Genomic DNA, 24,605 nt, shown 5'->3' on the forward strand with positions numbered 1-24,605 from the left:
GGTATTAACAGTCGTTTCCAACTGTTATCCCCCAGTACGAGGCAGGTTGCCCACGCGTTACTCACCCGTCCGCCACTAAGATTTAACAAGATTCTGCCGAAGCTTCATCAGCGTTAAATCTCCGTTCGACTTGCATGTGTTAGGCACGCCGCCAGCGTTCATCCTGAGCCAGGATCGAACTCTCACGTTTAAATTCTATCTAATCACTTAAAGTGACTGGATCGTTCGTCTGACCAGAACTAAAGCTTGGCTTTGTTCTGTCCGTTTTTACCTTGTTAGGTTTGTTTTGTTCTCTGAAATTTCTTTTTGGAATTTTCAGGGTTGCATTACTATTCCATTGTCAAAGTGCTTAAACACTGGGCTCGCTGGCTTTTTGTTTGTTTGCCGTGCGCCGCAGCAAAATTAAATATATCACCACGCAAATAATGTGTCAACAAAAATTTTAAATTTTTTTCAAAAAAATTTTTCCCGAGCCATCTTCAAAAGCAAAAAAGTGAGGAATAATGCGGCTTTGCGACACATTATTCCTCCTAAAAAAAATTGAAATTTGTTATGAAATTCTCATTTCACTATAATTTCTACCTTCTTTGCAAGACCATTTACGGCAAAAACATATACGAAACAGGTTCCTGAATTTACACCTTTAACTGCACCTTTCTTGTCGACTGTAGCAATCGCTTCATCTGAAGAGACGTACCTTAGCTTCGCTGCATTTTTAGGGAGCTTCTTTTTCTTATCAGCAAGCTTTACCGATGCTTTTATATTTACAGTCTTACCCGTATCAACAGAAAGGCTCTTGGAGGCTCAAATGAGCACTCAGGAAAAGAGTATATCTGCCCATCATATACTTCTTCAGATGCCATGGTACCGGAACCTTCTCCCGGATCATAAACCAGCTCATAATATGTCTTATCACTTCCACCTGACTCTTCAGCATTTGCCGGTAAGCCAAATACATTTAAGGGAACTGCTCCTGTTACCATTGCAAACGATAAAATTGTTACAGATAAAAAACTACGTATACCCATCTTTCCTTTTTCAAAAACGCTGCTCATTATGTCCTCCTTTCTGAGATTTTAAGTCCCTTCTTCACAATTTATTTTTGTACTTTTCCGCACTTTCAATTGTTTTCTTCATATATCTGATTACTTCGACAGGATACTCGCCTACTGCAGTTTCTCCGGTCACCATAACGGATGATGCGCCGTCCAGTACTGCATTAAAAATGTCGCTTACCTCTGCTCTTGTGGGAACAGGACTATGTTCCATGGAAGCCAGCATCTGGGTTACAACCATAAACGGTTTTCCGATTTCAGTACACCTTCCTGCGATATCCTTTTGTACTCCGGGAAGGTCATAGAGTGGTACGGCGTTTCCAAGGTCTCCCCTTGCGATTATAATTTCATCACTTTCTTCTATAATAGTGTCAAGTTTATCGATGCCTCGCCTGTCTTCTATCTTGGCGTAGATTCGAATATCATCTGCTCCGCAATGGTGCAATTCGTTTCTAAGGGTTGCCACATCCTCGCGGCCTCTCACAAAGGGCTGCATTATTCCTGTTATTCCATTTTCTGCTGCGCATTTGATATTGATATGGTCTTCCTCTGTAAGAGTTGGCATCTCGATATCGAAATCATCCGAGGCTATGCTTTTGCGGCTTTTGAGGACCCCACCACGCTTTACTGTGGCCAGCGCGTAGTCATCCGAGCATGAGGAAACGACAGCGGCTAACTTACCATCGTCAAATTTCAGTTCTATACCGGGATGGATGTTTTCAAAAATTCTAAAGTCTACCGGGATCCCGTTTTTTCCAATAACTATCTCCTGCCCTTCGCTAAGCTGTAGCTCAGTTTCCAAATCACCTATCCTCAACTCAGGGCCCTGGATATCTACGAGAATGAGGGGCTTAACCCCTACTTTTTCTGCGGCACTTTTGACCATATTTATCGTATCTAAGTTGTCAGCAAGCATGGAATGAGACAGATTTAGCCTTACTCCTGTCATGCCAGCTTCGAACATGGCTTTAAGTGTTGCTTCGTCGCTGCAGGATGGGCCAAGGGTTCCGAATATATCAATCATTATCTATTATCTCCAGTACCTGTCTGAAATATTCATTTCGAGTTTCTTCCAATGCATTGAATATCTCATGTCTTGAATCCTCAAAATTGACAATCTTTGCCTGGGGGACCTTCCTTGCAAACTCCCTGTAGCCGTCAGGGTCAATTAGATGGTCCTGTCCTGCAGTAAAGACTGTTATAGGCAGAGACAGCCTTGATGTATTTTTGAAAATCCTGTCAAAAACCTTGTAGCTGGCAAGTCCCCAACCAAAGGCTGCACCATAGGTCTGGTAATGCTCATCCTTTAATCGCATCTCAAACAGATAATCATAGCGCGGTTTTGACTGGGTACTGCTGGTTTCAAAAACAGGCTTGCCGTCAAAGTACTTCTGTCCCGGTCCCATTGATTGCTTTTTACCAAATAAAGTCGCGTAGATAGTGATCAGTGTGATAATGAATTTTGAGGGAACGGACTTCATCTTAAGCATGGGCGAGCTAAGGATAGCTCTGTCAAAGTAGTCCTGATATTTTTCAAGGAAAAGGGTACTTACAGCGCCTCCCATTGAGTGTGCAAAAAGGATTCGCTTCTTTCCGGAAGTAGCAGGCACAACAACCTTATCCATGAAAATGCGAAGGTCTTCCACATAAGTGTTGTAATCGTCTATGTAGACTACATCGGGCTCCTTCATCTTGCCCTCGGAGTAGCCGTGGCCACGCTGCTCTATGAAATAGAAACCAAAGCCCGCCTGATACAGATACCACACGTACTCGTGATATTTTCCGAAAAACTCGCAAAAGCCGTGGACGAAAACTACTACCTTTGTGGCGTTTTCCGGCATGGCAAAATAGTAATTGAGGGTAGTTCCGTCAAAGGACTTGAATTTTCCCTGCTTTACATGGGCTTTGCGAAATTCCTTGTTTTCAGTTTTCATTACTTCGATGAAATCATCTTCACCTAAAAAATTAACCTTGTTCATATAATTCCCTTGCCTTATCAGGATAGTTTGTAATCACGGCATTTACGCCAAGGTCGCGGCATTTAATCATGTCGGCAGCTTTGTTTACGGTCCAGACATTAACGTCAATCTCAAACATATTGCAGTCGTCCATAAAATCAGGATACTGCAGGTTGTAGAATGCCGGATGAAGCGCGTTTACGCCATTTTCGGCAGCGTAGCCGGGCATGTTAAGATGACCGTCGCCGTAGAGGAAGCCCACCTTTGCGTCGGGATCCATATCCTTAATCTTCATAGCTGAGTAATGGTTGAAGGATGAATAGATTACTCTGTCGGAAAAGCTTTTTTTCTTCGTGAGTTCGACAATCTTATCCTCCAGATCAGGGTAGAATATCTCCCCTGTCTTAAGCTCGATGTTGATGGTAAGGCCTGTAGGGTCAAGTAAATCAAACACCTCTTCCATAGTAGGAATGTGCACACCTTCATAGGCCTGGTTTCCATTGCAGAAATCAAACTTAAGAAGCTCCTCATAGGTATAATCCTTGATGAATCCCGCACCATTACTGGTCCTATCGATTTTTTCATCATGGCAGACTACGATCACATCATCCTTTGTAAGCTGGATATCCAGCTCAACTCCGTCGGCCTTCATATCAGCCGCCATTTTAAATGCAGGAAGTGTGTTTTCAGGCGCATAACCACTGGCTCCACGGTGAGCCCAAATTAAAGGATAGCTCATAATTTTCACCTCTTTCTTCTTATATAAATATTCGTTTGTTGGAATACGTTTTTTCAAAAATCAAACCTTCTTGTTTGAATTCCTGATATCCCAGAGCTTATCGTAGGAAAAGCCCGTTACCTTCTCGCAGATTCGCTTCTCTTCATCTGAGGCTACTGAAGGTTCCTCGCCCTTTCTGCGGGCGATTTCCTTCTGAATAACTGCAAACTCTTTTCCTGTGATAGGGAAAATAACAGCAACTACAAACAAAAGTGTAATCAGAATAGCAGGACAGATGATGAAAATCAGGGATATTCCATGCTGAGTACCAAGGCTCTGGCGGCCGCCCTGATTTGCGATTACCTCATCATAACCAACTGCCGATAAAAGGATTCCGATAACTGCGGCTGATACGCCTGCTGAGATTTTTCTGATAAAAGTAGCCATACCGGAAACTATGCCGGGTCTTCTTACTGATGTGATCAGCTCGTCAACCTCAGCCATATCCGCCATGATTGCAAAGATGCTTGTGAGAGTTGCAGCGTTTCCAAGACCAATAAGTGCCGTCATAATCAAAATCATAACTATGTTTGCACCTTCATAAGAAAAAGCAAGAAGTCCCAAAGTACCAAAAAGTCTTATAGGCGCGCCGATAAGTATGGTCGTCCTCTTGGAGGTCTTGCTCATAACAGGTCCCCAGATCAGCATACCAACCAGCTGCGAAATCAGAAGAACCGCCATAAGATAGGTAAAGTAACCGTTTCCATAGCCGTTTAAAACATCATCCACATAGTAAACTGCCATGCCGGAAACGAAGTCCATACCGCACTGTCCAAAGAGATACAGGCCCAGGAAAAGCCTGAAGGATCTGCTTTTTAAGACGCTTACAGACTGAGGAAAGCTCTCGGCAAGAGTTGTGTTGATGGGTTCCTTTTTCTTTTCCCAAGTGCCAAAGAAGGTCACTAAGGATGTGCACAGGAAGAGAATGCTGAAAATGAAGGCGCACTTCATATACAGGCCTTTGTTCAGCGTATCGGTAATTATGAATGTCGGAATAAGTCCGCAAACCATGGAACCCAGTGTGGACCAGATCATGCGGCAGTTTGAAAACTTCGCACGCATGGCATAGTCATCCATCATGTCAGGTAAAAGTCCGTAATATGGAACAAAAAGAATTGTAAAGCCCGTTGAAAACAGGCAGTACATAAACAGATAAAAGATATAAAGAATCACAGGCGAGGTGCTTGGAATGCTTACCCATAAAAGAAGGAATGTAATTGATGAAGCAAATGCACCAATAAAAATGTAAAATCTCTTGGGTCCGAATTTGGACGTGGTCCTATCAGTAATGTTTCCCATCAAGGGATCCGTGATGGCATCCCAAACCTTTCCCACAAGCGGGATTGTGCCCGCAAGCGCCGCAGGCATGCCAAGTGCCTTGGTCATAAATACTGCAAAAAAAGTGTTTATGATGACAAAAGCGCCCCCGTTGTAGAATTCCGCCATGCCAAACATCATTTGGTGAAGAAAATTATAGTTTGGTTTTCTTCCATAATATTCCATAAGTGCCCCCTAAAAACCTTTCTCTTTTTTCATAATATAAGCACGCGTCCCCAAAACAGATGGGGACAGCGCAAGCTTTTGTAAATCAAAGATATTTTTTCATATTTTCAAAAACAACTTCATATGCATCAGACCACATGTGAATTCCGTCGATTGAGAATTCCTCCTTGGTCTTGCCGTCAGGGCCGGTGAGGCCTTCGTTTACATCGATATAGTTGTAGCAAAATTCTTCAGCAAGAGCCTTAACTGCTGCGTTTGCCTCAGGAAGCCTCTCTCTTCTAAGGATTGCTGCCTTGTCTGCGTCGGGCCAGGGCATCTTTGCTGCAACTGTCTCGTTTACAGGATAATAAGCCATCAGATAAACCACAGTTTCCGGAAGCTTTTCCTTAATCTGGGTAAGTACCTGTCTGTAATCAGAAATAAGCTTTTCCTTGGTCTCATCGGGTATGCTGATGTCGTTGGTTCCGATATTGATAAAAATCTTAGATGGCTCTAAGTCGAGAATCTGCTCGTTCATAGCATCAAGCATCTCCGGGATTGTGTATCCGCCGATACCTCTGTTATAGATTGTCAGATTCATTCCGTGATTTAAAAGAATCTCCTGAATAGGAAACTGCTCCATAAGTGATGAGCCTGTAAAAAGGATCTGACCCTTTTTCACAAATTTGTTCAGATGTCTGTATCGCTCCAGCTTATCAGCCTTCTCGCGCTTCATAAAATCCCCAATAAATTCTGAAAATACGTTTTTGCTTTCCTCTGCCATAATGTCCTCCTGGTTAGTAATATATATAGTACATTTTACCTCAAAAAAAGCAGGCTGCATATCGCCGTTATAACTTACAATTTCCAATCAGCGAGTTTGATATGGTAGTATTTGATCCAAAAAATCTCTGCTGCGAAATCTATGAAGTAAAATATAGTAAAGAGCAAGTACCAAAGCAGTATCGTCACTTTAATCCTTGCAAAAAGCGCATTTGAATCGGCGGTGGCATCCTGAGAGATATTACCACTACTTTGTGATTTATCAATATTCCTAAATAATTATTAAACTTATTCAACACTTATCTGGTAACAAATGAACAAATTGCATTTTCTGTTGTATTTGTTTATCTCATATGTTATTATGATTTCACTCATGTTTTATATCTTTATCAAATAACGCTACGGCGTAACGAATCCAGCCCTAATTTCGGGCACTTTTCGCAGAAACATTGATATAACTATGTTATAATGTACAAAAAGAAAGTATGTATTGACATAGCTTTATTTTACTGTACCCAAATATGTATTTTGTCCAGATACTATTTTGCCTCGCGTTATTTCTATAATAGATATACGGCTGAGAATTCAAAAATGCGAGGAAAGGAAATGATTAAATGGGACAAAAAGACAATCTGACTAAGGAATACATGTCAGATAATGCACGTTTTGCAGATGCGTTCAACTACTTTTTATTTGGTGGGAAGCAGGTTATAAAAGATACTGATCTTCACGAAAAAGATCCTACCGAACTAATTTCCCTCACTAAAAACAATGATTTGTTTGCAAAGCAGAAAATGAGGGATGTGCTTAAGCAGTGTGTGCTTCGCACTTCGGATGATGCAGTGTATGTTATGATGGGCGTTGAAAACCAATCAAATATACATTACGCCATGGCTGTAAAGAACCTGCTATATGACAGCCTTAATTATGCTACACAGGCAGATAACATATCTACCATGCACAAGAAAAAACAGGATCTCAAAGGTGATGAATTCTTATCTCATTTTGCGAAAGACGATCACATAATCCCTGTAGTAACGCTTACCATATACTGGGGCAAAGAAAAATGGGATGGTAGCCTGCGCATTAGTGATATGTTTCCACCTAATACACCAAAGGAAATTCGTATTTATGCATGTGATTACAGAGTAAATCTTATCACGCCGCAAACAATCAACGATTTCAAATTGTTCAAAACAGAGCTTGGAGGTGTGCTTGAATTCATTAGCAAATCAGACAGCACTCCTGCTCTTAAACAAATGGTAGCTGAGCGAAATGGTGAATGGAAAATCAGTCGAACAGGAGTGGCTATTATGAATACCATGACAGGATCAACAATTAAACCAGAACATGAGAACGATGAGGTGATAGAAGTGTGTAAAGGAATTCAAGGATTAATAGATGAAGGACGGGTTGAAGGTCGGATTGAAGGACGGGTTGAAGGTCGGATTGAAGGTCGGGTTGAAGGTAGGGTTGAAGGTCGAGGAGAGCAAAAAAATGAGGATTTTGAAAACGTTACACTTTCAATAATGGAAATGCAAAATATTCCCAGAGCTGATGCAGAAAAGCAGGCTCGTCTTCTGTTAAAGTTGGATTAACATATTAGATATGTCTACAGTCAAAACCGGGATTTCACGTTTGTGAAATCCTGGTTACTTTATACCCTAAAACTTAAGCTCTACATGAGTAGCCCGAGATACCAACTCGTAATACTTTCTGAAAAAATCAAAAGTAAATATCCCGAAAACGCTATGGCAGGGCCAAAAGGAAATGCCTTTGAAGCATCCGGGTTAAGCAATCGTCTGATAGCTGCAAATACAAGTCCGCTGATACAGGAGAAAATGATTAACTCATAGCTTCCGGCATATCCAAGATAAAGTGCAAGCATCGCAAAGAGTTTAATATCTCCACCTCCAAGCGCCTCTTTTCTCAGGAACTTCTCAACTGCCATAGTTAAAAGAAGCATGATTACTAGCATCAGAATTCCTGCAAGAAGATGATTCCCCATCCACAAAAGCGATATCTTTGAAAATAGGCCTTCACCTGACATAAAGGGTGCAGTCACTACCCAGGTAATAATTCCGGCAAGAATGCATCCATCCGGTATTTCAAAGGTCTCAAGATCTGTAAGCGCGATTATGAAAAGGATTCCTGAAAGTACAAGATTTCTAAAAAACAATACTAATGTGGATACGTCCACAGTAAACAAAAGTCTAAGAGATGGCTCTAACACTGCAAGGTACATTGACAGCGTAATTATTCCAAAAGAAAGCTCTGTAAGCGGATATCTGGGTGATATTTTTTCTTTGCAATATCTGCATTTACCCTTTGTAAGAAGATAGCTGACCACAGGAATTAGATCTATCGCTGCAAGGTCGTGTCCGCAGTACATGCAGTGACTCTTGCCCTTAACAAAATCCTCTTTCCTGCATATTCGAATTGCAGTGCAGTTAAGAAACGAACCAAATATAAGTCCAAATATGAAAACTACCGTTCTAAAATAAGCATACATTTTGCCCTATCCCCCACATGTAAATGATGTTACTCAATATATTCAAAAATCCACCGCGTAATTTATGAACAGCAAGTCACTTTGATTTATTAAATCAAGGGCCTGCCATAAACAGCTTCTGAATTATGTTATTTTCATACATATACTTGATAAAGGTGTTCTCTGTGACCATACTCATGAAGTGCTTTCCGACACCGGTATGCTGCATGGTTGAAATTATCATCAGGATGACAAATATATAGAGTACGCCCTCTGCAATTCCCCAGAGTAATCCGATGTTGTCGGCAGAGGTTCTAAGACGCTGCTTCATAGAGCTATTTATTAGGCTTGAAGCTATGGCTAATCCGATTTTTATCAGTATATAGCTGATCACAACTGACATTATGTAGATGCTGTATTCCACAAGAGTATCTTTGGCCTCTTCATGGGCCTGCTGCTCAAGCGACCCATTTTCAAAGCTAAAGGTGCTGCCCTGAGAATATGAATATCCCGGATCGTCGGACTCACCAAGAACATATTTTTCATATTGTTCAAGCTGCTCCTCGGTTCCGACGAAGTTCTGAAAGTACTGTTTCAACGCATCAGTGTCAGTGTTAAATACAGCTGAATTCTCATCCAAAACATTCATGGTAACAGCATCAACGTATGGATCAATTATGTCTTCTATTTTATCTCTAACCTTTGGTTGTTTTTCAAGATTATGTGTGATACTAAGCGCCAACGACGGAATAAGAAGGATCATGATGACCCACGTGGCGATTCCATAGACCATTCCGCGGATTCCTCTTCTCAATCCGCGGAATGTAGAAATTATTTCAATCGAAAGAAAACTAATTAACAGAGAGTTCATAGATTCTCCATAATCGCATTAACATCGTAATCAGGCGCATACTTCTCTGCCACCTGACATATTCTTGTTATTTCATTTATATCTTCTTCTAAATCTTCTGCTATCTCAGCAGCTGTTTTACATTTTTTAAGTTTCTTACAAACTTGTTCGACAAGATGCTTCTGTTGACCTTGCTGTAGTCCTTGCTGTATGCCCTCTTTTTTGAACAAGTTCATTGTTTCTTCTTCATTATACTCACACAAAAGCATACTAAATACCTCCGATTTGTGAATCATCATAAATTGCCTAATATTAAAATCTTTAGGCATGTCATCTATAGCTCTGCTAAGCGCAGATTCTATCCCCATCGCTCGATGGTATTGTCTAACAGTATCGATGTACCATGCATATTCTTTAAGCGGTCTGCATGCATCCAAGATTTTTTGGTTATGACCATAATTAACATTCAACATTCTGACACGGACTTCAACATCTGCCTCAGCCCTGACTCTCTCATCAAAAGAATCACTGAGATTTAAAATGATTTCATCCCGTTTATCCCTAATACCATTATAAAATACTACCAGCTTTGGAACTGGAAGCTGTAAAAGCGTGCTACTATATTTATTCAGTTCATTTTCTTTTATATATTTTTCATACAAACTCCCGAGATATTGTAGCTGCCTAAGTGGCATATTGGGATTAAAGCTACTCTGATGCTCATAAATATTGATTGTATCTGAAATCATAAATGATGTATCATTATGCATCCCCAGATAAAGAGCTTCTTTAATCGAGTTGATTTCTATAGCATTTTCATCTGTATAAGCAGATCCATTTACAGCATTATAAAGACTCAGTGTCCACTTCTTATTCTCAGGACTACCAAATATGAAATTGAATAACCTATCCTTATATTTTTCATTAACAGTGACCTTATTTTGTACTTCTATCATACTACATCCTCTCTATACTTTTAAATCAGATGACCATATAGGAGCATGTAGTAGAGATATGTCTTACTATTAAATTATAACCTTGCTGTTATGTCTTTACAAACAAATTCAGTGGAAATAATCGGGGATATCCCGGATACCTATATGATCAAACCGACCAATTTAGTCTAATAAATATATGCTTTTTAAACTTAAACTGTAGTGATCACGTAAAAAGATAATACCACAAATAGTTCCCAAATTTCTTAAGAAACTCTTACAAAATTTCTTAAGATTTGATTAATCTGTTTTCCTAGGCAATAAGTGGCTTTCAAGGAATTGAAAAGCTCCCCTATTACCTGGGGAGCCTCAACATTTTCATCATAATTCAGTTCGCAAAGAAAGCATCTATTCCATTTGCAATTCCAGTCACCATTTGAGACTGGTAGGCTTCGGAGGCCATGTTGGCATCTTCTGTTGGGTTGGACATATAGCCCATCTCAATGATGGTGGAGGGGACGTTAGCCCAGTTGATGCCGGTCATGGTATCTGTTTCCCATACGTACTGCTTTTTGCAGCCGGTTGCGGCCACGAAGGAATCAAGAACGCAGTCTGAAAGCTTTCTTGACTGTGAATAGTAAGCAGCGTTGTAGGGATTTGAAGGTGTCTGACAAATAGTCATGGCACCGTTTGTGGAGGTGTTATCAGAGCCGTTGGCATGTATTCTGACAAAGGCTTCCGCACCTGCGTTATTGGCAATCTGTGCTCTGTCCACATTACTAAGACTGACGTCATTGGACTCTCTTGTCATTATAACTGTGTAGCCTCTTGCGACCAGTTCATCCCTAAGCTTCAGTCCGACTGTCAGGTTGAGCTGATACTCTGTAAGGCCTGATGTCTTGCCTGAAGTTCCGCCTGTAACCTTGGCTTTCATATTTGATGACCCCGGGCCGTTGGGTTCCTTCTCTGACATTCCATGGGACTGGTGCCCCGGATCAATTACTACAAGATGGCCGCCTGTATGTGGCGTTGACGTCTGAGCCTGCGCTGCATCTGCGGATGTATTCTCACTATCTGAACCGGAAATATCTGCATTACTGTTTTCAGATGATTCAGCATTCTCACTATCTGATGCCTCTTTATCTGTGCTGTCTCCAGCAGTCGCAGAAGCATCGCTGTCAGCAGCTAACGTATCAGAAGTTCCATTTTCTTCTGATGTATCTGAATTTTCAGAAGCCGCGCCATCTGTACTTTCATCACTATCAGCAGTATCCGATGAGCCTTCACCATTCTGTGAAGCCTGCAGCGAATCATTCTCCCGAGCCTGAGCTTCTTCTGATCCGTTCATGGTTATATCACCGTTTTCGGAACCTGCCTGATCATCAGCAGAGACACTATCCGTATCACCGCTATCACCGGAAGCCTCCATCTGAGCTTCCGCCACTTCTGTTTCTTCTTTATCTTTTACACCTGAGGGATCCCTTGTAATAGCAAAAACCACTAGTGCCAAAAGTACAATCACACCTACCCCGATAAGTATGTATGGGATAGGACTGTTCTTTCTTTTTTTCATGTCAAAAATCAATCTTTCTTTGAATCTTCTACTTCTTTAATCAATTCAGCGTTGGTCTTCTCGGTATCGCTCAGAAGGGTGTTACTTATCTTGTCGAATTCTTCCGGAGTGTAAAGACCTACATACCAGTCCTTGCTGTCAAAATAACTCTGAAGTTCTTCATCCTTGAACTTTCTGCCGTAGCGTGCATAAATCTCATTGCGGGCTATTTTGAGTTCTTCTGCAGTAAACTTATTAAGCTCTGCCTTCGTATAAAGTCTTGTGTCACTATCAGGTAAAATGTAATCTGCGCTATCCTCATTTTTGTCAGCTTCTGTTTCGCTACTTATCTGAGCATTATTATTCTTTAAATCATCTTGGATATTATCTTCATAAGTATAAACATCAACGCTTGCTGATACAAGCTTGTTGAACATTGTATCTAAGGTCTCATAACCCTTGAAGTCGTAATTGTAGGTGCTCCACCAACCGGAATCCACGCCTGTATCTACGTTAAAGTAGTCATAGGTTGTGTCATATCTGCTAAGGTCAACAGATGTTACTCCGTCAGGCATCTGCATTACATCATAGAAAGAAACGTAGTAGTAATATGGAATATCTGCCTTGTACTTAGCATCATCTTCGTCTATATCGATTGTGGATACTACTTCGAAAACAAGATTCACAATGTTGTGGTAGTCTGCATATGCACCCGGCTTCTCAACAAGGAAATAGTTGCCGATGTAATTTGCTTCTTTTAATGTAACCTGATCTGACCAGTAAGATGCTGCGTTAGCTGTTATGATATCAAGGCCCTGCTGCTTCATCTTGGACAGCATGTCGTCTGAAATCTCGGAAGCAGATGCTATATAGCTGCTAAGTCCGTCTACTGTGAAGACCTTTTCTGTCTGACTTGGTATCATGCCATAGTTTTCAAGGCAGTAATCCTCAAGACTATCTCCATAATAAGTTGTAACAGTAGCTGTAATCTCGTCTCCGTTACTGAGCTCATAGCTCTTATCAAGCTGATAATCAAGGTATCCGTAAACACCGCTTGTATTGCTGTTTTGAATCTGAGCTGTTCCATCAGGGGCGATTCCCGAGTAAACTATCTCAACGCCCTCGAAAGGATCGAATAATGTAGCTGTCTCAAGGCCTTCAACTGTGCCCTCAATGTCTGAGTACTTAATCTTTACATTAAGATACTTCTCAAAATCCTTCTCATCCTGTTCTGAGATGGTCCATGTATAAACTACCTTGTCGCCGTTTGAAAGACCATCTGTCTTATCAAGGCTACCGTTAAAACCATCCTCCAAAAGAGACGCCGGTGTAAAACCGTATGCTGCAAGCGCTGCCTCGACATCATCAAGGTCACTTACAAGATTACCAAGCTCGCCTAACTCACCCTTAGCGCTTTCGAATTCTTTCTTAGCTGCCTTGGTGAATTTAATCTTATCCTTGTAGTCAGCTTCGAATTTATCAGTGTCAAAAACTGCTGAAGCCTTGCCTATTGTCTCATAACCGCTGTAGCTTATGGTCATGTACTTATTGAGATTGATAGTGGTCTTTCTGCCCAAAAACAAGTAGGCCGCTCCTACACCAAGTGCAAGAATCAGTACACATACACCAGCGATAATTCCTACAAGCTTACCTGCGCCTCCCTTCTTACGCACAACCTGAACCGGTACCTCAACAGCCGTGCCGCAATTTGGGCAAAACTTCGAACCCTCGGGAATCTGAGTTCCACAACTTCCACAAAACATTTCTCTCTCCTCACTTTCATTTCATGGATTTTATTTATACATCTTCAATCTTAATAAGATTGGTATTGCCGGATTCTCCGTTGGTAACACCGCCTGTGATAACGATCTTATCCCCTTCTTTAAGATCAAAGGTTTCGATGGCAACCTTCTTTGCGCTGTAGAACAAAACGTCAGTAGAAGGGAAAACATCGCACATTCTGGGTGTGACAGCCCAAGAAAGTGACAGCCATCTCCAGGTCTTTTCATTAGTTGTAAGACCGATGATATCCACAGGTGATCTGAATCTGGATACCATTCTCGCTGTACGTCCTGAGAGGGTGCAGGCTACGATTGCCTTGGCATCAAGGTCAATAGCCATTCCGCAGGTTGCATGTGAAATTGCATCCACATCATTTTTTATAAGAAAATCGTAATTGTAAAAACGCTTGTTGTAATGAATATTCTGCTCTGTAGTCTCAGCGATTTTTGCCATGGTCTCAACAGCCTGAACAGGATATGCGCCCGCAGCGGTCTCGCCAGAAAGCATGATGGCACTTGTTCCGTCATAAACAGCGTTTGCTACGTCTGAGGTCTCAGCTCTTGTGGGTCTGGGATTGTGGATCATGGACTCAAGCATCTCAGTAGCTGTAATTACACGCTTACCAAGCATTCTGCACTTGGTGATAAGGTCCTTCTGGATCGCAGGAAGCTGCTCGAAGGGAACCTCTACACCCATGTCTCCTCTGGCAACCATGATTCCGTCACACTCTGTGCAGATCTCTTCGATATTGTCATAGCCTGACTGGTTCTCAATCTTAGCGATGAGCTGAACCTTGTCGTTACCGTTGTGTGCCTTCAAAAATTCATGGACATCCACAAGATCCTGTTTTACGGAAACAAATGAGCATGCGATGAAATCAACATCATTCTCGACACCAAAAAGGATATCTGATTTATCCTGCTCTGAAAGATAAACCTGCTTGATGTGCTTTCCGGGGAAGCTCATGCTCTTTTTATCTGAAAGCTCGCCGCCTGTGATGATCTCAGTCTCAATTCTTGTGCCGTCTGTATCGATAACCTTAAACTCCAAAAGAGCGTTGTTCAGAAGGATTCTGTCGCCTCTGTAAAGCTCCTTCGCAAGGTTTTTATAGCTTACGGAAACTATGGTGTCATCGCCCTTGATGTCCTCGGTTGTGAAGGTGAATTTCTTTCCTGCTTCAAGGTTGACCTTGCCGTTCTTAAAGGTACCGATTCTGTATTCGGGGCCCTTTGTATCAAGAAGAATTGCGATGGGAAGGCCAAGTTCTTTGCGAACCTTCTTTATTCTCTTAATTCTTGTAAGCTGCTCCTTGTGATCTCCGTGTGAAAAGTTAAGTCTCGCAACATTCATTCCTGCTTTGCAGAGCGCTGCGATCATCTCCTCTGATTCACTTGCGGGACCGATAGTACATACAATCTTAGTTTTTCTCATAAAATCTCCTATTTATATTACTTATTTACATTAAAAGGTTTATTGGCTTCATGATAGCCCTTAGCAGAAACGCATTTTAAGAGCTCCGCATATTTGTTGTTTTCCTTCAAATAAACCTTGTAGTGTCTTGGACCATTCAGCTCAATAAGCATCCTGTTGTCGCCGGCATTGCCTATGAGCATTTTCCACTCTTCGCCGTCATGGGTAAAATCAAGATTGAACTCATCCAAAAGCTCCGGCTCACCTTTAACAATAGCACCTGTGGTGGATGAAATAATGAGGTTAATGGCATTCAGATTGTCTTTATTAATTCTGAATGTCCCCTCCGAGCTCTCTGCCACGCATACATCAGCCTCGTTGCAAAGAACAAACAGGTCCACCTTGAATTCTCTTAATGTGTTGGACATATTAAGCATATAGATTATAAGTGCGAGGCACATCACAAAAACTGAGATAAATACCACCGCAAAAGCTACACCTTTATTCAAGCCTTTTTTCATAATAAATCTCCCTTTTTGAAGTTCTCCCCTCACTTCGAAAACCGGCGCTATACCGGCAAGGAAATATGCCGCCAATTTCTATATCCACGGCATGAAAATACGTTGCCGGTCACTATGGCAATAAAATTGTGATTCCGTATAAAACCGGCTGATGAAGCAGATAGATTATAAGTGAATGCCTGCCCAGCCATGAAAGCGGCTTTATATCAATATGAAAGACCTTTGACTTAAAACGTGTTCTGAGGACTCCGTATAGGAAATATCCTGCTATAAAAAGGAAAAACCAGGGCATCAGTGAAAAATAATCAGATGAATAAAAACCATTCTGCATAAAACCAAGATAAGTCAGATAAGAATGGCCCATTCCGTCTGCTCCGCCATTTTGATACAGCGATTCCGGCAGTTTAATGTTAATAAATGCCAGCTTCAAAACACCAAAATTAATCCCCTTTGTAAGAGCAAATAAAAATGCAGTTATTAAAAAGCCAAAGGTACTTACATTTTTATCCGGCTTATACTTATGGTCTCTGCTCTGTGCGTGAGTAAGGCTGTTTATCCTATCATAGATTTTCAGATAAGCACCCATCAGCAGCATTGATGAGCCGAGCAGCGTAAGAACACCAAAATGTATCGGTGCTTCCGGAAGAAAAATCTCAGTGACGCAGGTAACTATCACTCCGAAGAGAAATACAACAGCACCGTTTCTAAGTGGCGACCTTGCAAAGTGCATACAAAAACCTGCCAGCAAAATAAAACTCCAACAAATACTTTGCTGCCAGAAATACACACCCTCACTGACGTACCATTCCATGTCAAAACCCTTGATATACTTAAGGTCCCAACAAAAATGGTATAGGATCATGCTGATTATGGTAAATCCTCTTAATGTATCCAGTGTCTTTAGTCTTTTTTCCATACCTTGTTATTATACTGTATTAATAGGAAATTTTCTTTATAAAAATAATGAAAAAATGGTCTGAAAAGAGCATTTTTTCAGCTCTTTACAGACCATTTAATGTCTAAACTGTTTTATTACAGTACCTCGATAGCCTTCTTAGGACACTTTTCTGCGCAAAGTCCGCAGTGTGTGCACTTTTCCTGATCGATTGTAGCTACATTGTTCTCTACTGTAATTGCTCCTGCAGGACAGTTCTTCTCGCAGATATGACATGCGATACAACCGACCTTACAGTACTTGTTGACTGCCTGACCCATATCCTGAGATTTGCAGCGAACGGATTCCGTTGCATCATAGGGAATAAGGTCAATCAGATGACGAGGACAGATCTCTGCGCACTTGCCGCAGGCTTTACATTCTTCCTTGTCAACTACTGCGATTCCGTTTACTACGTGGATCGCATCAAACTGGCAGACACTTACGCAGCTTCCACCGCCAAGGCATCCGAAGGTACAGGTTTTAGGACCTGCGCCTGGTACCTGATTGATTACGCGGCAATCCTCTGCTCCATAATATTCATATCTCTGGGTTGCCTGCTCGCAGTCGCCGCCACAGTGCACGTAAGCAACCATGCGCTTTGCTTCGCCCGCATCAACACCCATAATCTCTGATATTTTTGCTGCTACCGGAGGGCCTCCTACAGGACACTGGCTTACAGCAGCCTCGCCCTTTGCTATAGCAGCTGCACATCCTGAACATCCGGGGAATCCGCATCCACCACAGTTATTTCCGGGAAGTGCTTCCAAAATAGCCTGTTCTTTCTCATCCACATCTACATGCAGCTTCATGTCAGCTACGCCGAGGATTATTCCTATGATTATACCGACGCCTGCAACCACTGCTGTAGCAATGAGTACACCACTAATCATAATAGTTATCTCCTTTATATGGAAGTTCTGCTCTCGCAACCTACCTAAGAGCTGAAAAACCGGTAAATGCTATTGCCATAAGCGCTGACGCAAGAAGTACCGTGGGCATTCCGCGGAAGGGCTTAGGGATGTCATTGAACTCGATCTTTTCACGAATACCTGCAAGAATTACGATGGCAATCGTAAAGCCGACTGCTGTGGCAAAACCGCAGATTGTACTCTCAAGCAAGCTGTATCCGTCAGTTACGTTGTTAAGTGCAACACCAAGCACTGCACAGTTGGTTGTGATCAGCGGAAGGTATACACCAAGTGACTGATATAGAGAAACAACGAACTTTTTAAGGAACATCTCTACAAACTGAACCAGCATGGCAATAACCATGATGAATACGATAGTCTGTAAAAAAGACAGATCCAATGGCTGCAATATAAACTTATAAATGGCGTTAGTTACAAGGGATGCCAGCGAAATAACGAAGACGCAGGCCATACCCATACCAAAAGCCGTCTCAGTTTTCCTTGAAACACCAAGGAACGGACAAAGTCCAAGGAACTGACTAAGTACTACGTTGTTAACAAGTGAGGCGGTTATCATGATGGACAAAAGTCCTACTATTGTATTTGTCATTTGTTCTCCTCCTTACTGTTAACCGGTACCGGCTCTTTTTCTGCTGCTTTGAAATCAGGCTTAATTGTCTCTTTTGCTTCAAGAGCTGCCTTTTCTTTTGCAAGAAGCTCTTCCTTAACCTTGTGGGGATCCTTTATCTCAACATCGCTGCAGCATCCGCCAACACCGAACTTTGAAGTATCCTTGCCCTTTTTCTCAAGGTTGAATTTTACCTGATTCATGATTGCGATCAGCACTGCCAATACGATGAACGCACCTGCCTGCTGAATGAAAATACGAATCGGCTGATACTGTGAGAAGAAGTATCCTACTGCTCCGGGAACAACAGAGCCTTCACCGAATATCTGAACATCGAACATTGTGCCGCCGCCGATAAGCTCACGGAAAAGTCCGATAACAGTTATTGCACAGGTAAAGCCAAGACCCATTCCGATTCCGTCAAAGAAGGAAGGAATGATGTTGTTCTTTGAAGCGTATGCCTCGGCACGGCCAAAGATGATACAGTTAACAACTATAAGCGGAATGTACACGCCAAGTGCTTCATACATCTTTGGAACGTATGCCTGCATAACAAGCTGAACCAATGTTACGAATGATGCGATTACTACAATAAATGAAGGAATACGAACTGTGTCCGGAATAACCTTCCTCAGAAGTGAAATAACCGCATTACTGAGTGCAAGTACGAATGTAGTTGCAAGTCCCATTGTGAGACCGTTTATCGCTGACGTTGTGACCGCAAGTGTAGGACACATACCGATCATGAGTACCAGCGTCGGATTCTCTACGATAAGTCCGTTAAAAAATCTTTCTGCAGGAGTATCCTGTTTAAAACCAAGGGCTCCTTTTCTTTCTTCACTCATCAGTGCCCCTCCTTACTGTAATGCAGACTGAAAATACTCAACAGCTGCGTTTACGCCGTATGTAACGGCCTTTGATGTAATAGTTGCTCCGGAGATTGCCTCAATCTCGCTGTCGGAGGCTGCTGCATTCTTGGTAACTGAAAATACAGTAGCAGGCTTTCCGGCAAACTGGGGAACTATCACCTTCTCGGCATTCATTCCAAGTCCGGGAGTCTCGTTAATGGATATCAGTGATATGCCGTTAACCGAAGCCTCATTGGTAATACCAACGGTAAATACGATCTTGTCTCCGTATCCGCCGCTTGTAACCTGGATTACATAGCCAAGTCCGTTTCCTGATGAGTCAACTGCTTTTTTCACACTGCTAATTTCAATCTTGCCGTAGTCGGCATTTGACAGAACCTGCGCGGCAACTGCTTCATCCAGTGCTTCATCCGTAAAGTCAGCTGCGTCAGGGAAAACTGCCTGATTTGCTTTTACCTGTGCAAGTCTCTCCTGCTCGGCAATGGGTTCCTTAGTCACCTGATAAACAAAACCAAGTGAAACTCCGGCTACCAATGTGATAACGAAGAGAACCAGTGCATTTTTAATCAGAGTTTTTATGTCTCTCATGCTTTCTCCTCCTTCTTCGGTGCCGGTTTGATTCCGAATGCTCTCGGAATTGTGTACTTTTCAATAAGCGGAACAATAAGGTTTCCTATGATGATGGCATAGGATACACCCTCAGCTGAAGCTCCGAATACACGGAAAATTCCGGTGAGAACTCCAAGGAATACACCATAGATGTATTTTCCCTTGGTGGTGATGGGACTTGTTACGTAGTCGGTTGCCATGAAAAATGCACCGAGCATAAGTCCGCCACCTGCAAGCTGCGCTGAGATGTAGGTTCCGTTCAGTCCATGTCCTCCAAAGAGGATTATGAAAATAACGAAGGAAACAATGTAGGTTCCGGGTATCTTGAGATCGATGATACCAAGCATTATCAGTATGCAGGCACCAATCACAATGGCTATCATGGAAGTCTCACCGATGGTTCCGGGAATCTTACCGATGATCATATCAAGAACCATTACGTCTTCGCCGTTTTTAAGTGCTGTAAGAGGTGTAGCCGATGTGTAAACATCGGTTGTGAAGTTGGTCATCAGTGCAGGGAACGAAATCAGAAGGAAGCATCTTGCTGCAAGAGCAGGATTCATGAAGTTCTGACCAAGTCCGCCAAAGAGCATTTTTACAACTAAAATTGCAAAGATGCCACCGATGATGGGAAGCCACCAGGGTGCCGTGCAGGGAAGGTTCATTCCAAGCAGAAGTCCTGTGACAACCGCAGAAAAATCACCTATGGTGATCTTTTTGTTCATTAGTTTTTCATAGATAAACTCGGTAGCGACCGTTGAGCCAACTGATATAAGAAGTATGATCAGTGCATCGATACCGAAGTTGTAGACGCCAAAGCCGGCTGCGGGAAGGAGCGCTATAACCACCCACATCATAATGTTTGATGATGTCACGCCGCTTCTGACATGCGGATTTGACGATACTTTCATCATATCGCTCATTGTTACTCTCCCTTTCTTTTACTTCTTTCTTTTGCCAAGCTGAATCTTACGCATACCCTTGATGAGCTGGGTCAGCTGTCTTCTGGCCGGGCAAATAAAGCTGCAGCATCCGCATTCACAGCACTCCATACCGTACTGCGCAAGGAATCTCTCCTCCTGACCATTCTCAACCGCATCTGCGAGGTTCTTGGGAATGAGTCTCTCGGGACAAACATCCACGCACTTTGCACAGTTAATACAAGCGCTGGGTTCCATTGCAGAAACCGCATCCTCTGTAAGACAGGTAAGAGCTGAAGCTGTCTTGGTAGTAGGAACATCAAGATCAAACAGTGCAAATCCCATCATGGGACCGCCTGAAATAATCTTTGCAGGTGTCTTTACAAAACCGCCGGCATCCTCAAGGAGTTCTCTGTAATTGGTACCGATACGAACCTTGTAGTTCCTGGGATCCACAACGGCATCGCCGGTAATGGTTACGATTCTCTCCATGAGAGGTCTGCCCTCTGTGACAGCTCTGTAAACAGCACAAAGAGTATCAACGTTATCAACGATACATCCAGCATCTGCAGGAAGCATCGAGGAGTTGATCTCTCTCTTGGTGCAGGCATAGATAAGCATACGCTCAGCACCCTCGGGATACTTGGTCTGAAGCGCTTTGACCATTATCTTATCGTCGTCCTTGGTGAGCTCGCGGAATTTAGCGATACAGTCGGGCTTGTTGTCCTCAATGGCGAGTATTCCTCTGGCATTGGGGAAAAGCGAAACCGCAACTCTAAGGCCGCCCAGTACGAGCTCCGGCTCCTCGATCATACGGCGATAATCGCTGGTCAGATAGGGTTCGCACTCAGAACAGTTCGCGATAACATATTCAATTTTTTCAGGTTCCTTGGGTGAGAGCTTCACGGCTGTAGGGAACCCGGCGCCGCCCATTCCGACTACGCCTGCTTCTCGTATGAGATCGATTTTTTCCTGAGTGGTGAGTTCTTCAAGAGATTTTACCGGAAGCATAGGAGCTTCCTCGTAGAGGCCGTCATTTTCTACGATAATGCTGTCGCACATCGCCCCCGTAGCCAGTCTCCTTTTTTCAATCCCCTTGACAGTTCCTGATACCGATGCATAGATCGGCGCTGAGACAAATCCTCCCGCTTCGGCAATCTTCTGCCCTACCAGCACATGGTCCCCCTTTTGGACGATCGGCTTTGCAGGTGCTCCGATATGCTGAGATACCGGATAGACAAGATCACCTTTCGGCAGGACTTCCTTGATGGGTTTATCCTTGGAAAGCTCTTTGCCTTCGTAAGGATGCACTCCGCCAACAAAAGTTAATTTAGCCATTTCCTACCTCTTCCTTTCGTTAAGAAAATACATAAAATTATTATACACCAAAGTTGCGCGATTAGTCAGATTATTCTAGAAAACTTATGGGCAATTTATACATTTTATGTGGTATCATATTAATGTTTTAAGGATTTAGTTGAATTGTCAGTTTTTATATGAAATTTTTAATGAATTTCTTTGGGGTATAAGGTATGAAAATCATAGACGAACTCATAAATCAGGAACCGGGTTATCCTTTGGAGCGAATCTGTAATGATAAAAAAGATATTCTATTTTTCGATATCGAGACCACAGGCCTGTCTCCTAAAACCAGTTCCCTGTATCTTATCGGATGCGCTTATTATGGGGATGACGGCTGGCATCTTCGCCAGTTTTTCGCAAATGAAAAGAATGAAGAATTTGAAGTTATAAAGACCTTCATGGGCTTTGCCAGAGATTATAAAATTCTCATACATTTTAACGGCAATCGCTTTGATCTGCCCTTTATCAAGTTTAAGTGCGACAAGGCAAATATGACCGACGTCCTTGAAAATATGGAATCCATAGACATGTACAAGCGCATCAGTCCCTATAAAAATGTGCTTGGCATTCCAGATTGTAAGCAGAAAACCATCGAGCTTTTCCTTGGTATAGACAGAATTGATGAATACTCAGGCGGCGAGCTTATTGAGGTTTACACGGATTACCTGACTAATCCCACAGAGAAAGCCTACAATCTTCTAATGCAGCACAATGCAGATGATGTCCGGGGAATGTTCGCTCTTTTGCCATCACTTTATTATTATGATCTTTTCACCGCACTCTGTGAGCAGAATGTGATACTTTTTAATACCGAAGCTGCAGAATTTCCGCAGATAAGAAGCGGTTTTCTTATGGATGAAGGCTCTGACAACGAGGATCCTGATGCAGTTATCGATCTTCCTATCCGTGCCACAAAGGTTCAGGCAAATTACTACAACGACTACGAGGGAAAAACCCGCGAGGAGATCATCATGAAGGTGTCTCTTCCCGACTATCTGCCCTCTTCTGTTGGCGGTAGTGCCGATGGCTGCTATTTTAAGGCAGAAGGAAGCAGCGCGACCATTCGTATGCCGCTTTTGGAAAAAGAGCTTAAGTATTTTTACGATAATTATAAGGATTACTACTATCTGCCTGCCGAGGATCAGGCTCTTCATAAGTCTGTTGCCCAGTTTGTCGAAAAGACTCACAGGGAGCAGGCAAAAGCATCAAACTGCTACACAAGAAAGCCGGGTCAGTACCTTGTTCAGTGGGATGCAGTTTTCTCTCCTGTTTTCAAAGAAAGCTATGAAGATAAAAAGCTCTACTTCGAGCTCACCGATGAGCTGAAGCAGAGCCGTAGTGCAATGAGTCTGTACGCGCTGCATGTTATGGCGCATATAATAGAAAGTTGCTAAGTGATTACTTAAGCCAGGGCCTGTTCGATATCTGCGATCAGGTCTTTTTTATCTTCAAGACCACAGGAAATTCTGATAAGTCCTGCGGGGATTCCTGCTGCGTTAAGCTGTTCGTCTGTCATCTGACGATGTGTTGAAGTAGCAGGATTCAGACAGCAGGTTCTTGCATCAGCAACATGAGTTTCAATTGCGCAGATTTTCAGCTTGCCCATGAATGCTTCCGCAGCTTCTCTTCCGCCTGCGATTTCAAAGGATACAACGCCGCATCCACCATTTCCCATGTATTTCATAGCTCTGTCATAGTAAGGATCAGACTTAAGTCCGGGATAGTTGACCTTAACTACCTTCTCGTGCTTTTCAAGGAACTCAGCAACTGCCTGGCCGTTCTCAACGTGCTTAGGCATTCTTACGTGAAGTGACTCAAGGCCAAGGTTCAGATAAAAAGCGTTCTGAGGTGACTGGATGCTTCCAAGATCTCTCATAAGCTGTGATGTTGCCTTGGTTATGAATGCACCTTCTTTTCCGAATTTTTCAGCATAAACAATACCGTGATATGAATCATCGGGAGTTGTAAGTCCGGGGAATTTATCTGCGTGTGCCATCCAGTCAAATTTTCCTGAATCAACGATAGCACCGCCAACTGCCACGCCGTGTCCGTCCATGTACTTGGTTGTTGAGTGTGTAACGATGTCTGCTCCCCACTCGATAGGTCTGCAATTAACAGGTGTAGGGAAGGTGTTGTCGATGATAAGCGGAACTCCGTGATCGTGAGCTGCTTTCGCAAATTTTTCTATATCAAGAACTGTAAGTGCGGGATTAGCAATGGTCTCACCAAATACTGCTCTGGTGTTATCCTTGAATGCTGCTGCAAGCTCTTCGTCAGTTGCATCAGGAGATACAAATGTGGTCTCGATGCCCATCTTCGCCATGGTAACAGCGAGAAGGTTGAAGGTTCCGCCATAGATAGAGCTTGATGCTACAACGTGGCTTCCTGCTTCGCAGATATTGAAAAGCGCAAAGAAGTTGGCTGCCTGACCTGAAGATGTAAGCATTGCTGCGCTGCCGCCCTCAAGCTCAGCAATTTTTGCTGCAACGTAGTCGTTAGTAGGGTTCTGAAGTCTTGTGTAGAAATAGCCTGAAGCCTCAAGATCAAAAAGCTTGCCCATATCACTGCTGGTAGCATATTTAAAAGTGGTAGACTGAACTATCGGAATCTGTCTGGGCTCACCGTTTCCGGGTGTATAACCGCCCTGCACGCATTTGGTATCCATAGAATAATTACTCATTATCTAAATCCCTCCCTTGTTTAGTTTCAAAAAAAAGCACTGCATTAGCACTATTCTATTACAAAGCTTCCCATAATTAAAGGAATAATTGTATA

At 42.6% G+C, this 24,605-nt stretch carries 24 protein-coding genes and 1 rRNA gene; 2 read left to right on the forward strand and 23 right to left on the reverse strand.

Annotated features, from left to right (window positions below):
* The 8 genes from G608_RS0114075 to G608_RS0114105 all read right to left on the reverse strand — a co-directional run.
* A 16S ribosomal RNA gene (locus G608_RS0114075) occupies nucleotides 1-190 on the reverse strand; the annotation flags it as partial.
* A 371-nt stretch (nucleotides 191-561) separates the two neighbouring features.
* Nucleotides 562-762 carry an Ig-like domain-containing protein gene (locus G608_RS24575; protein WP_081677435.1) on the reverse strand — a complete coding sequence of 67 codons (201 nt, stop codon included), beginning with the start codon at nucleotides 760-762 and terminating at the stop codon, nucleotides 562-564.
* A 2-nt stretch (nucleotides 763-764) separates the two neighbouring features.
* Entirely contained in the window at nucleotides 765-1,055 is a 291-nt protein-coding gene (locus G608_RS0114080; protein WP_026496579.1) for a hypothetical protein, read from the reverse strand.
* Between the two features lie 34 nt (nucleotides 1,056-1,089).
* Nucleotides 1,090-2,079: a pyruvate kinase gene (pyk, locus tag G608_RS0114085; RefSeq protein ID WP_026496580.1), complete on the reverse strand. Its 990-nt coding sequence runs from the start codon at nucleotides 2,077-2,079 to the stop codon at nucleotides 1,090-1,092.
* Nucleotides 2,072-3,034, reverse strand: coding sequence for an alpha/beta fold hydrolase (locus tag G608_RS21260; protein ID WP_035795725.1), 963 nt, complete (start codon nucleotides 3,032-3,034; stop codon nucleotides 2,072-2,074). The genes pyk (G608_RS0114085) and G608_RS21260 overlap by 8 nt, the downstream gene beginning before the upstream one ends.
* Nucleotides 3,021-3,752, reverse strand: a complete 732-nt coding sequence (locus G608_RS0114095) for a glycerophosphodiester phosphodiesterase (protein WP_026496581.1) — start codon at nucleotides 3,750-3,752, stop codon at nucleotides 3,021-3,023. The genes G608_RS21260 and G608_RS0114095 overlap by 14 nt, the downstream gene beginning before the upstream one ends.
* Nucleotides 3,753-3,812: 60 nt before the next feature.
* Nucleotides 3,813-5,294, reverse strand: coding sequence for an MFS transporter (locus G608_RS21265; RefSeq protein ID WP_051209361.1), 1,482 nt, complete (start codon nucleotides 5,292-5,294; stop codon nucleotides 3,813-3,815).
* A gap of 85 nt (nucleotides 5,295-5,379) precedes the next feature.
* The gene (locus G608_RS0114105) at nucleotides 5,380-6,057 is read right to left on the reverse strand and encodes a GDSL-type esterase/lipase family protein (RefSeq protein WP_026496582.1); all 678 of its coding nucleotides are present in this window, start codon (nucleotides 6,055-6,057) and stop codon (nucleotides 5,380-5,382) included.
* A gap of 613 nt (nucleotides 6,058-6,670) precedes the next feature.
* Between G608_RS0114105 and G608_RS0114110 the strand changes: the two genes are divergently transcribed.
* A complete protein-coding gene (locus tag G608_RS0114110) occupies nucleotides 6,671-7,654 on the forward strand; it encodes an Rpn family recombination-promoting nuclease/putative transposase (RefSeq protein ID WP_026496583.1) in 984 nt (327 codons plus the stop codon).
* 80 nt (nucleotides 7,655-7,734) lie between these two features.
* On the opposite strand, the gene G608_RS22595 is transcribed toward G608_RS0114110, so the two are convergent.
* The 14 genes from G608_RS22595 to rsxC form a co-directional block, all read right to left on the reverse strand.
* On the reverse strand, nucleotides 7,735-8,568 hold the full coding sequence (locus tag G608_RS22595; RefSeq protein WP_051209363.1) for a prepilin peptidase: 834 nt from the start codon (nucleotides 8,566-8,568) through the stop codon (nucleotides 7,735-7,737).
* A gap of 94 nt (nucleotides 8,569-8,662) precedes the next feature.
* A complete protein-coding gene (locus G608_RS0114120) occupies nucleotides 8,663-9,418 on the reverse strand; it encodes a YrzE family protein (RefSeq protein WP_026496584.1) in 756 nt (251 codons plus the stop codon).
* Nucleotides 9,415-10,353 carry a hypothetical protein gene (locus tag G608_RS0114125; protein WP_026496585.1) on the reverse strand — a complete coding sequence of 313 codons (939 nt, stop codon included), beginning with the start codon at nucleotides 10,351-10,353 and terminating at the stop codon, nucleotides 9,415-9,417. The genes G608_RS0114120 and G608_RS0114125 overlap by 4 nt, the downstream gene beginning before the upstream one ends.
* A 367-nt stretch (nucleotides 10,354-10,720) precedes the next feature.
* Nucleotides 10,721-11,905, reverse strand: coding sequence for an N-acetylmuramoyl-L-alanine amidase (locus tag G608_RS21275; RefSeq protein ID WP_242829396.1), 1,185 nt, complete (start codon nucleotides 11,903-11,905; stop codon nucleotides 10,721-10,723).
* An 8-nt stretch (nucleotides 11,906-11,913) separates the two neighbouring features.
* Nucleotides 11,914-13,647 carry a YARHG domain-containing protein gene (locus G608_RS0114135; RefSeq protein WP_026496586.1) on the reverse strand — a complete coding sequence of 578 codons (1,734 nt, stop codon included), beginning with the start codon at nucleotides 13,645-13,647 and terminating at the stop codon, nucleotides 11,914-11,916.
* Nucleotides 13,648-13,681: 34 nt separating this feature from the next.
* Entirely contained in the window at nucleotides 13,682-15,097 is a 1,416-nt protein-coding gene (pyk, locus tag G608_RS0114140; RefSeq protein WP_026496587.1) for a pyruvate kinase, read from the reverse strand.
* 17 nt (nucleotides 15,098-15,114) lie between these two features.
* Nucleotides 15,115-15,597, reverse strand: a complete 483-nt coding sequence (locus G608_RS0114145; RefSeq protein ID WP_026496588.1) for a hypothetical protein — start codon at nucleotides 15,595-15,597, stop codon at nucleotides 15,115-15,117.
* 112 nt (nucleotides 15,598-15,709) lie between these two features.
* Entirely contained in the window at nucleotides 15,710-16,513 is an 804-nt protein-coding gene (locus tag G608_RS0114150; RefSeq protein ID WP_026496589.1) for a heparan-alpha-glucosaminide N-acetyltransferase, read from the reverse strand.
* Between the two features lie 116 nt (nucleotides 16,514-16,629).
* Nucleotides 16,630-17,424 carry an RnfABCDGE type electron transport complex subunit B gene (locus G608_RS0114155; protein WP_330367034.1) on the reverse strand — a complete coding sequence of 265 codons (795 nt, stop codon included), beginning with the start codon at nucleotides 17,422-17,424 and terminating at the stop codon, nucleotides 16,630-16,632.
* 40 nt (nucleotides 17,425-17,464) lie between these two features.
* Complete coding sequence (locus G608_RS0114160; RefSeq protein WP_026496591.1) at nucleotides 17,465-18,052, reverse strand: RnfABCDGE type electron transport complex subunit A; 588 nt, start codon at nucleotides 18,050-18,052, stop codon at nucleotides 17,465-17,467.
* Nucleotides 18,049-18,915, reverse strand: coding sequence for an electron transport complex subunit RsxE (gene rsxE / locus G608_RS21280; protein WP_081677434.1), 867 nt, complete (start codon nucleotides 18,913-18,915; stop codon nucleotides 18,049-18,051). Before rsxE ends, G608_RS0114160 begins: the two co-directional genes overlap by 4 nt.
* A gap of 12 nt (nucleotides 18,916-18,927) precedes the next feature.
* Nucleotides 18,928-19,527 carry an RnfABCDGE type electron transport complex subunit G gene (locus tag G608_RS0114170; RefSeq protein WP_035795729.1) on the reverse strand — a complete coding sequence of 200 codons (600 nt, stop codon included), beginning with the start codon at nucleotides 19,525-19,527 and terminating at the stop codon, nucleotides 18,928-18,930.
* Nucleotides 19,524-20,471 carry an RnfABCDGE type electron transport complex subunit D gene (locus G608_RS0114175; protein WP_026496593.1) on the reverse strand — a complete coding sequence of 316 codons (948 nt, stop codon included), beginning with the start codon at nucleotides 20,469-20,471 and terminating at the stop codon, nucleotides 19,524-19,526. Before G608_RS0114175 ends, G608_RS0114170 begins: the two co-directional genes overlap by 4 nt.
* A gap of 18 nt (nucleotides 20,472-20,489) precedes the next feature.
* A complete protein-coding gene (rsxC, locus tag G608_RS0114180; RefSeq protein WP_026496594.1) occupies nucleotides 20,490-21,806 on the reverse strand; it encodes an electron transport complex subunit RsxC in 1,317 nt (438 codons plus the stop codon).
* Between the two features lie 194 nt (nucleotides 21,807-22,000).
* On the opposite strand from rsxC, the gene G608_RS0114185 reads away from it, so the two are divergent.
* The gene (locus G608_RS0114185) at nucleotides 22,001-23,224 is read left to right on the forward strand and encodes a ribonuclease H-like domain-containing protein (RefSeq protein WP_026496595.1); all 1,224 of its coding nucleotides are present in this window, start codon (nucleotides 22,001-22,003) and stop codon (nucleotides 23,222-23,224) included.
* 8 nt (nucleotides 23,225-23,232) lie between these two features.
* Here the strand turns inward: G608_RS0114185 and G608_RS0114190 are convergent, their stop codons facing one another.
* A complete protein-coding gene (locus G608_RS0114190; RefSeq protein ID WP_026496596.1) occupies nucleotides 23,233-24,510 on the reverse strand; it encodes an O-acetylhomoserine aminocarboxypropyltransferase/cysteine synthase family protein in 1,278 nt (425 codons plus the stop codon).
* Nucleotides 24,511-24,605 lie beyond the last annotated feature (95 nt).

Source organism: Butyrivibrio sp. WCD3002 (assembly GCF_000424265.1).
Taxonomy (GTDB): domain Bacteria; phylum Bacillota; class Clostridia; order Lachnospirales; family Lachnospiraceae; genus Butyrivibrio.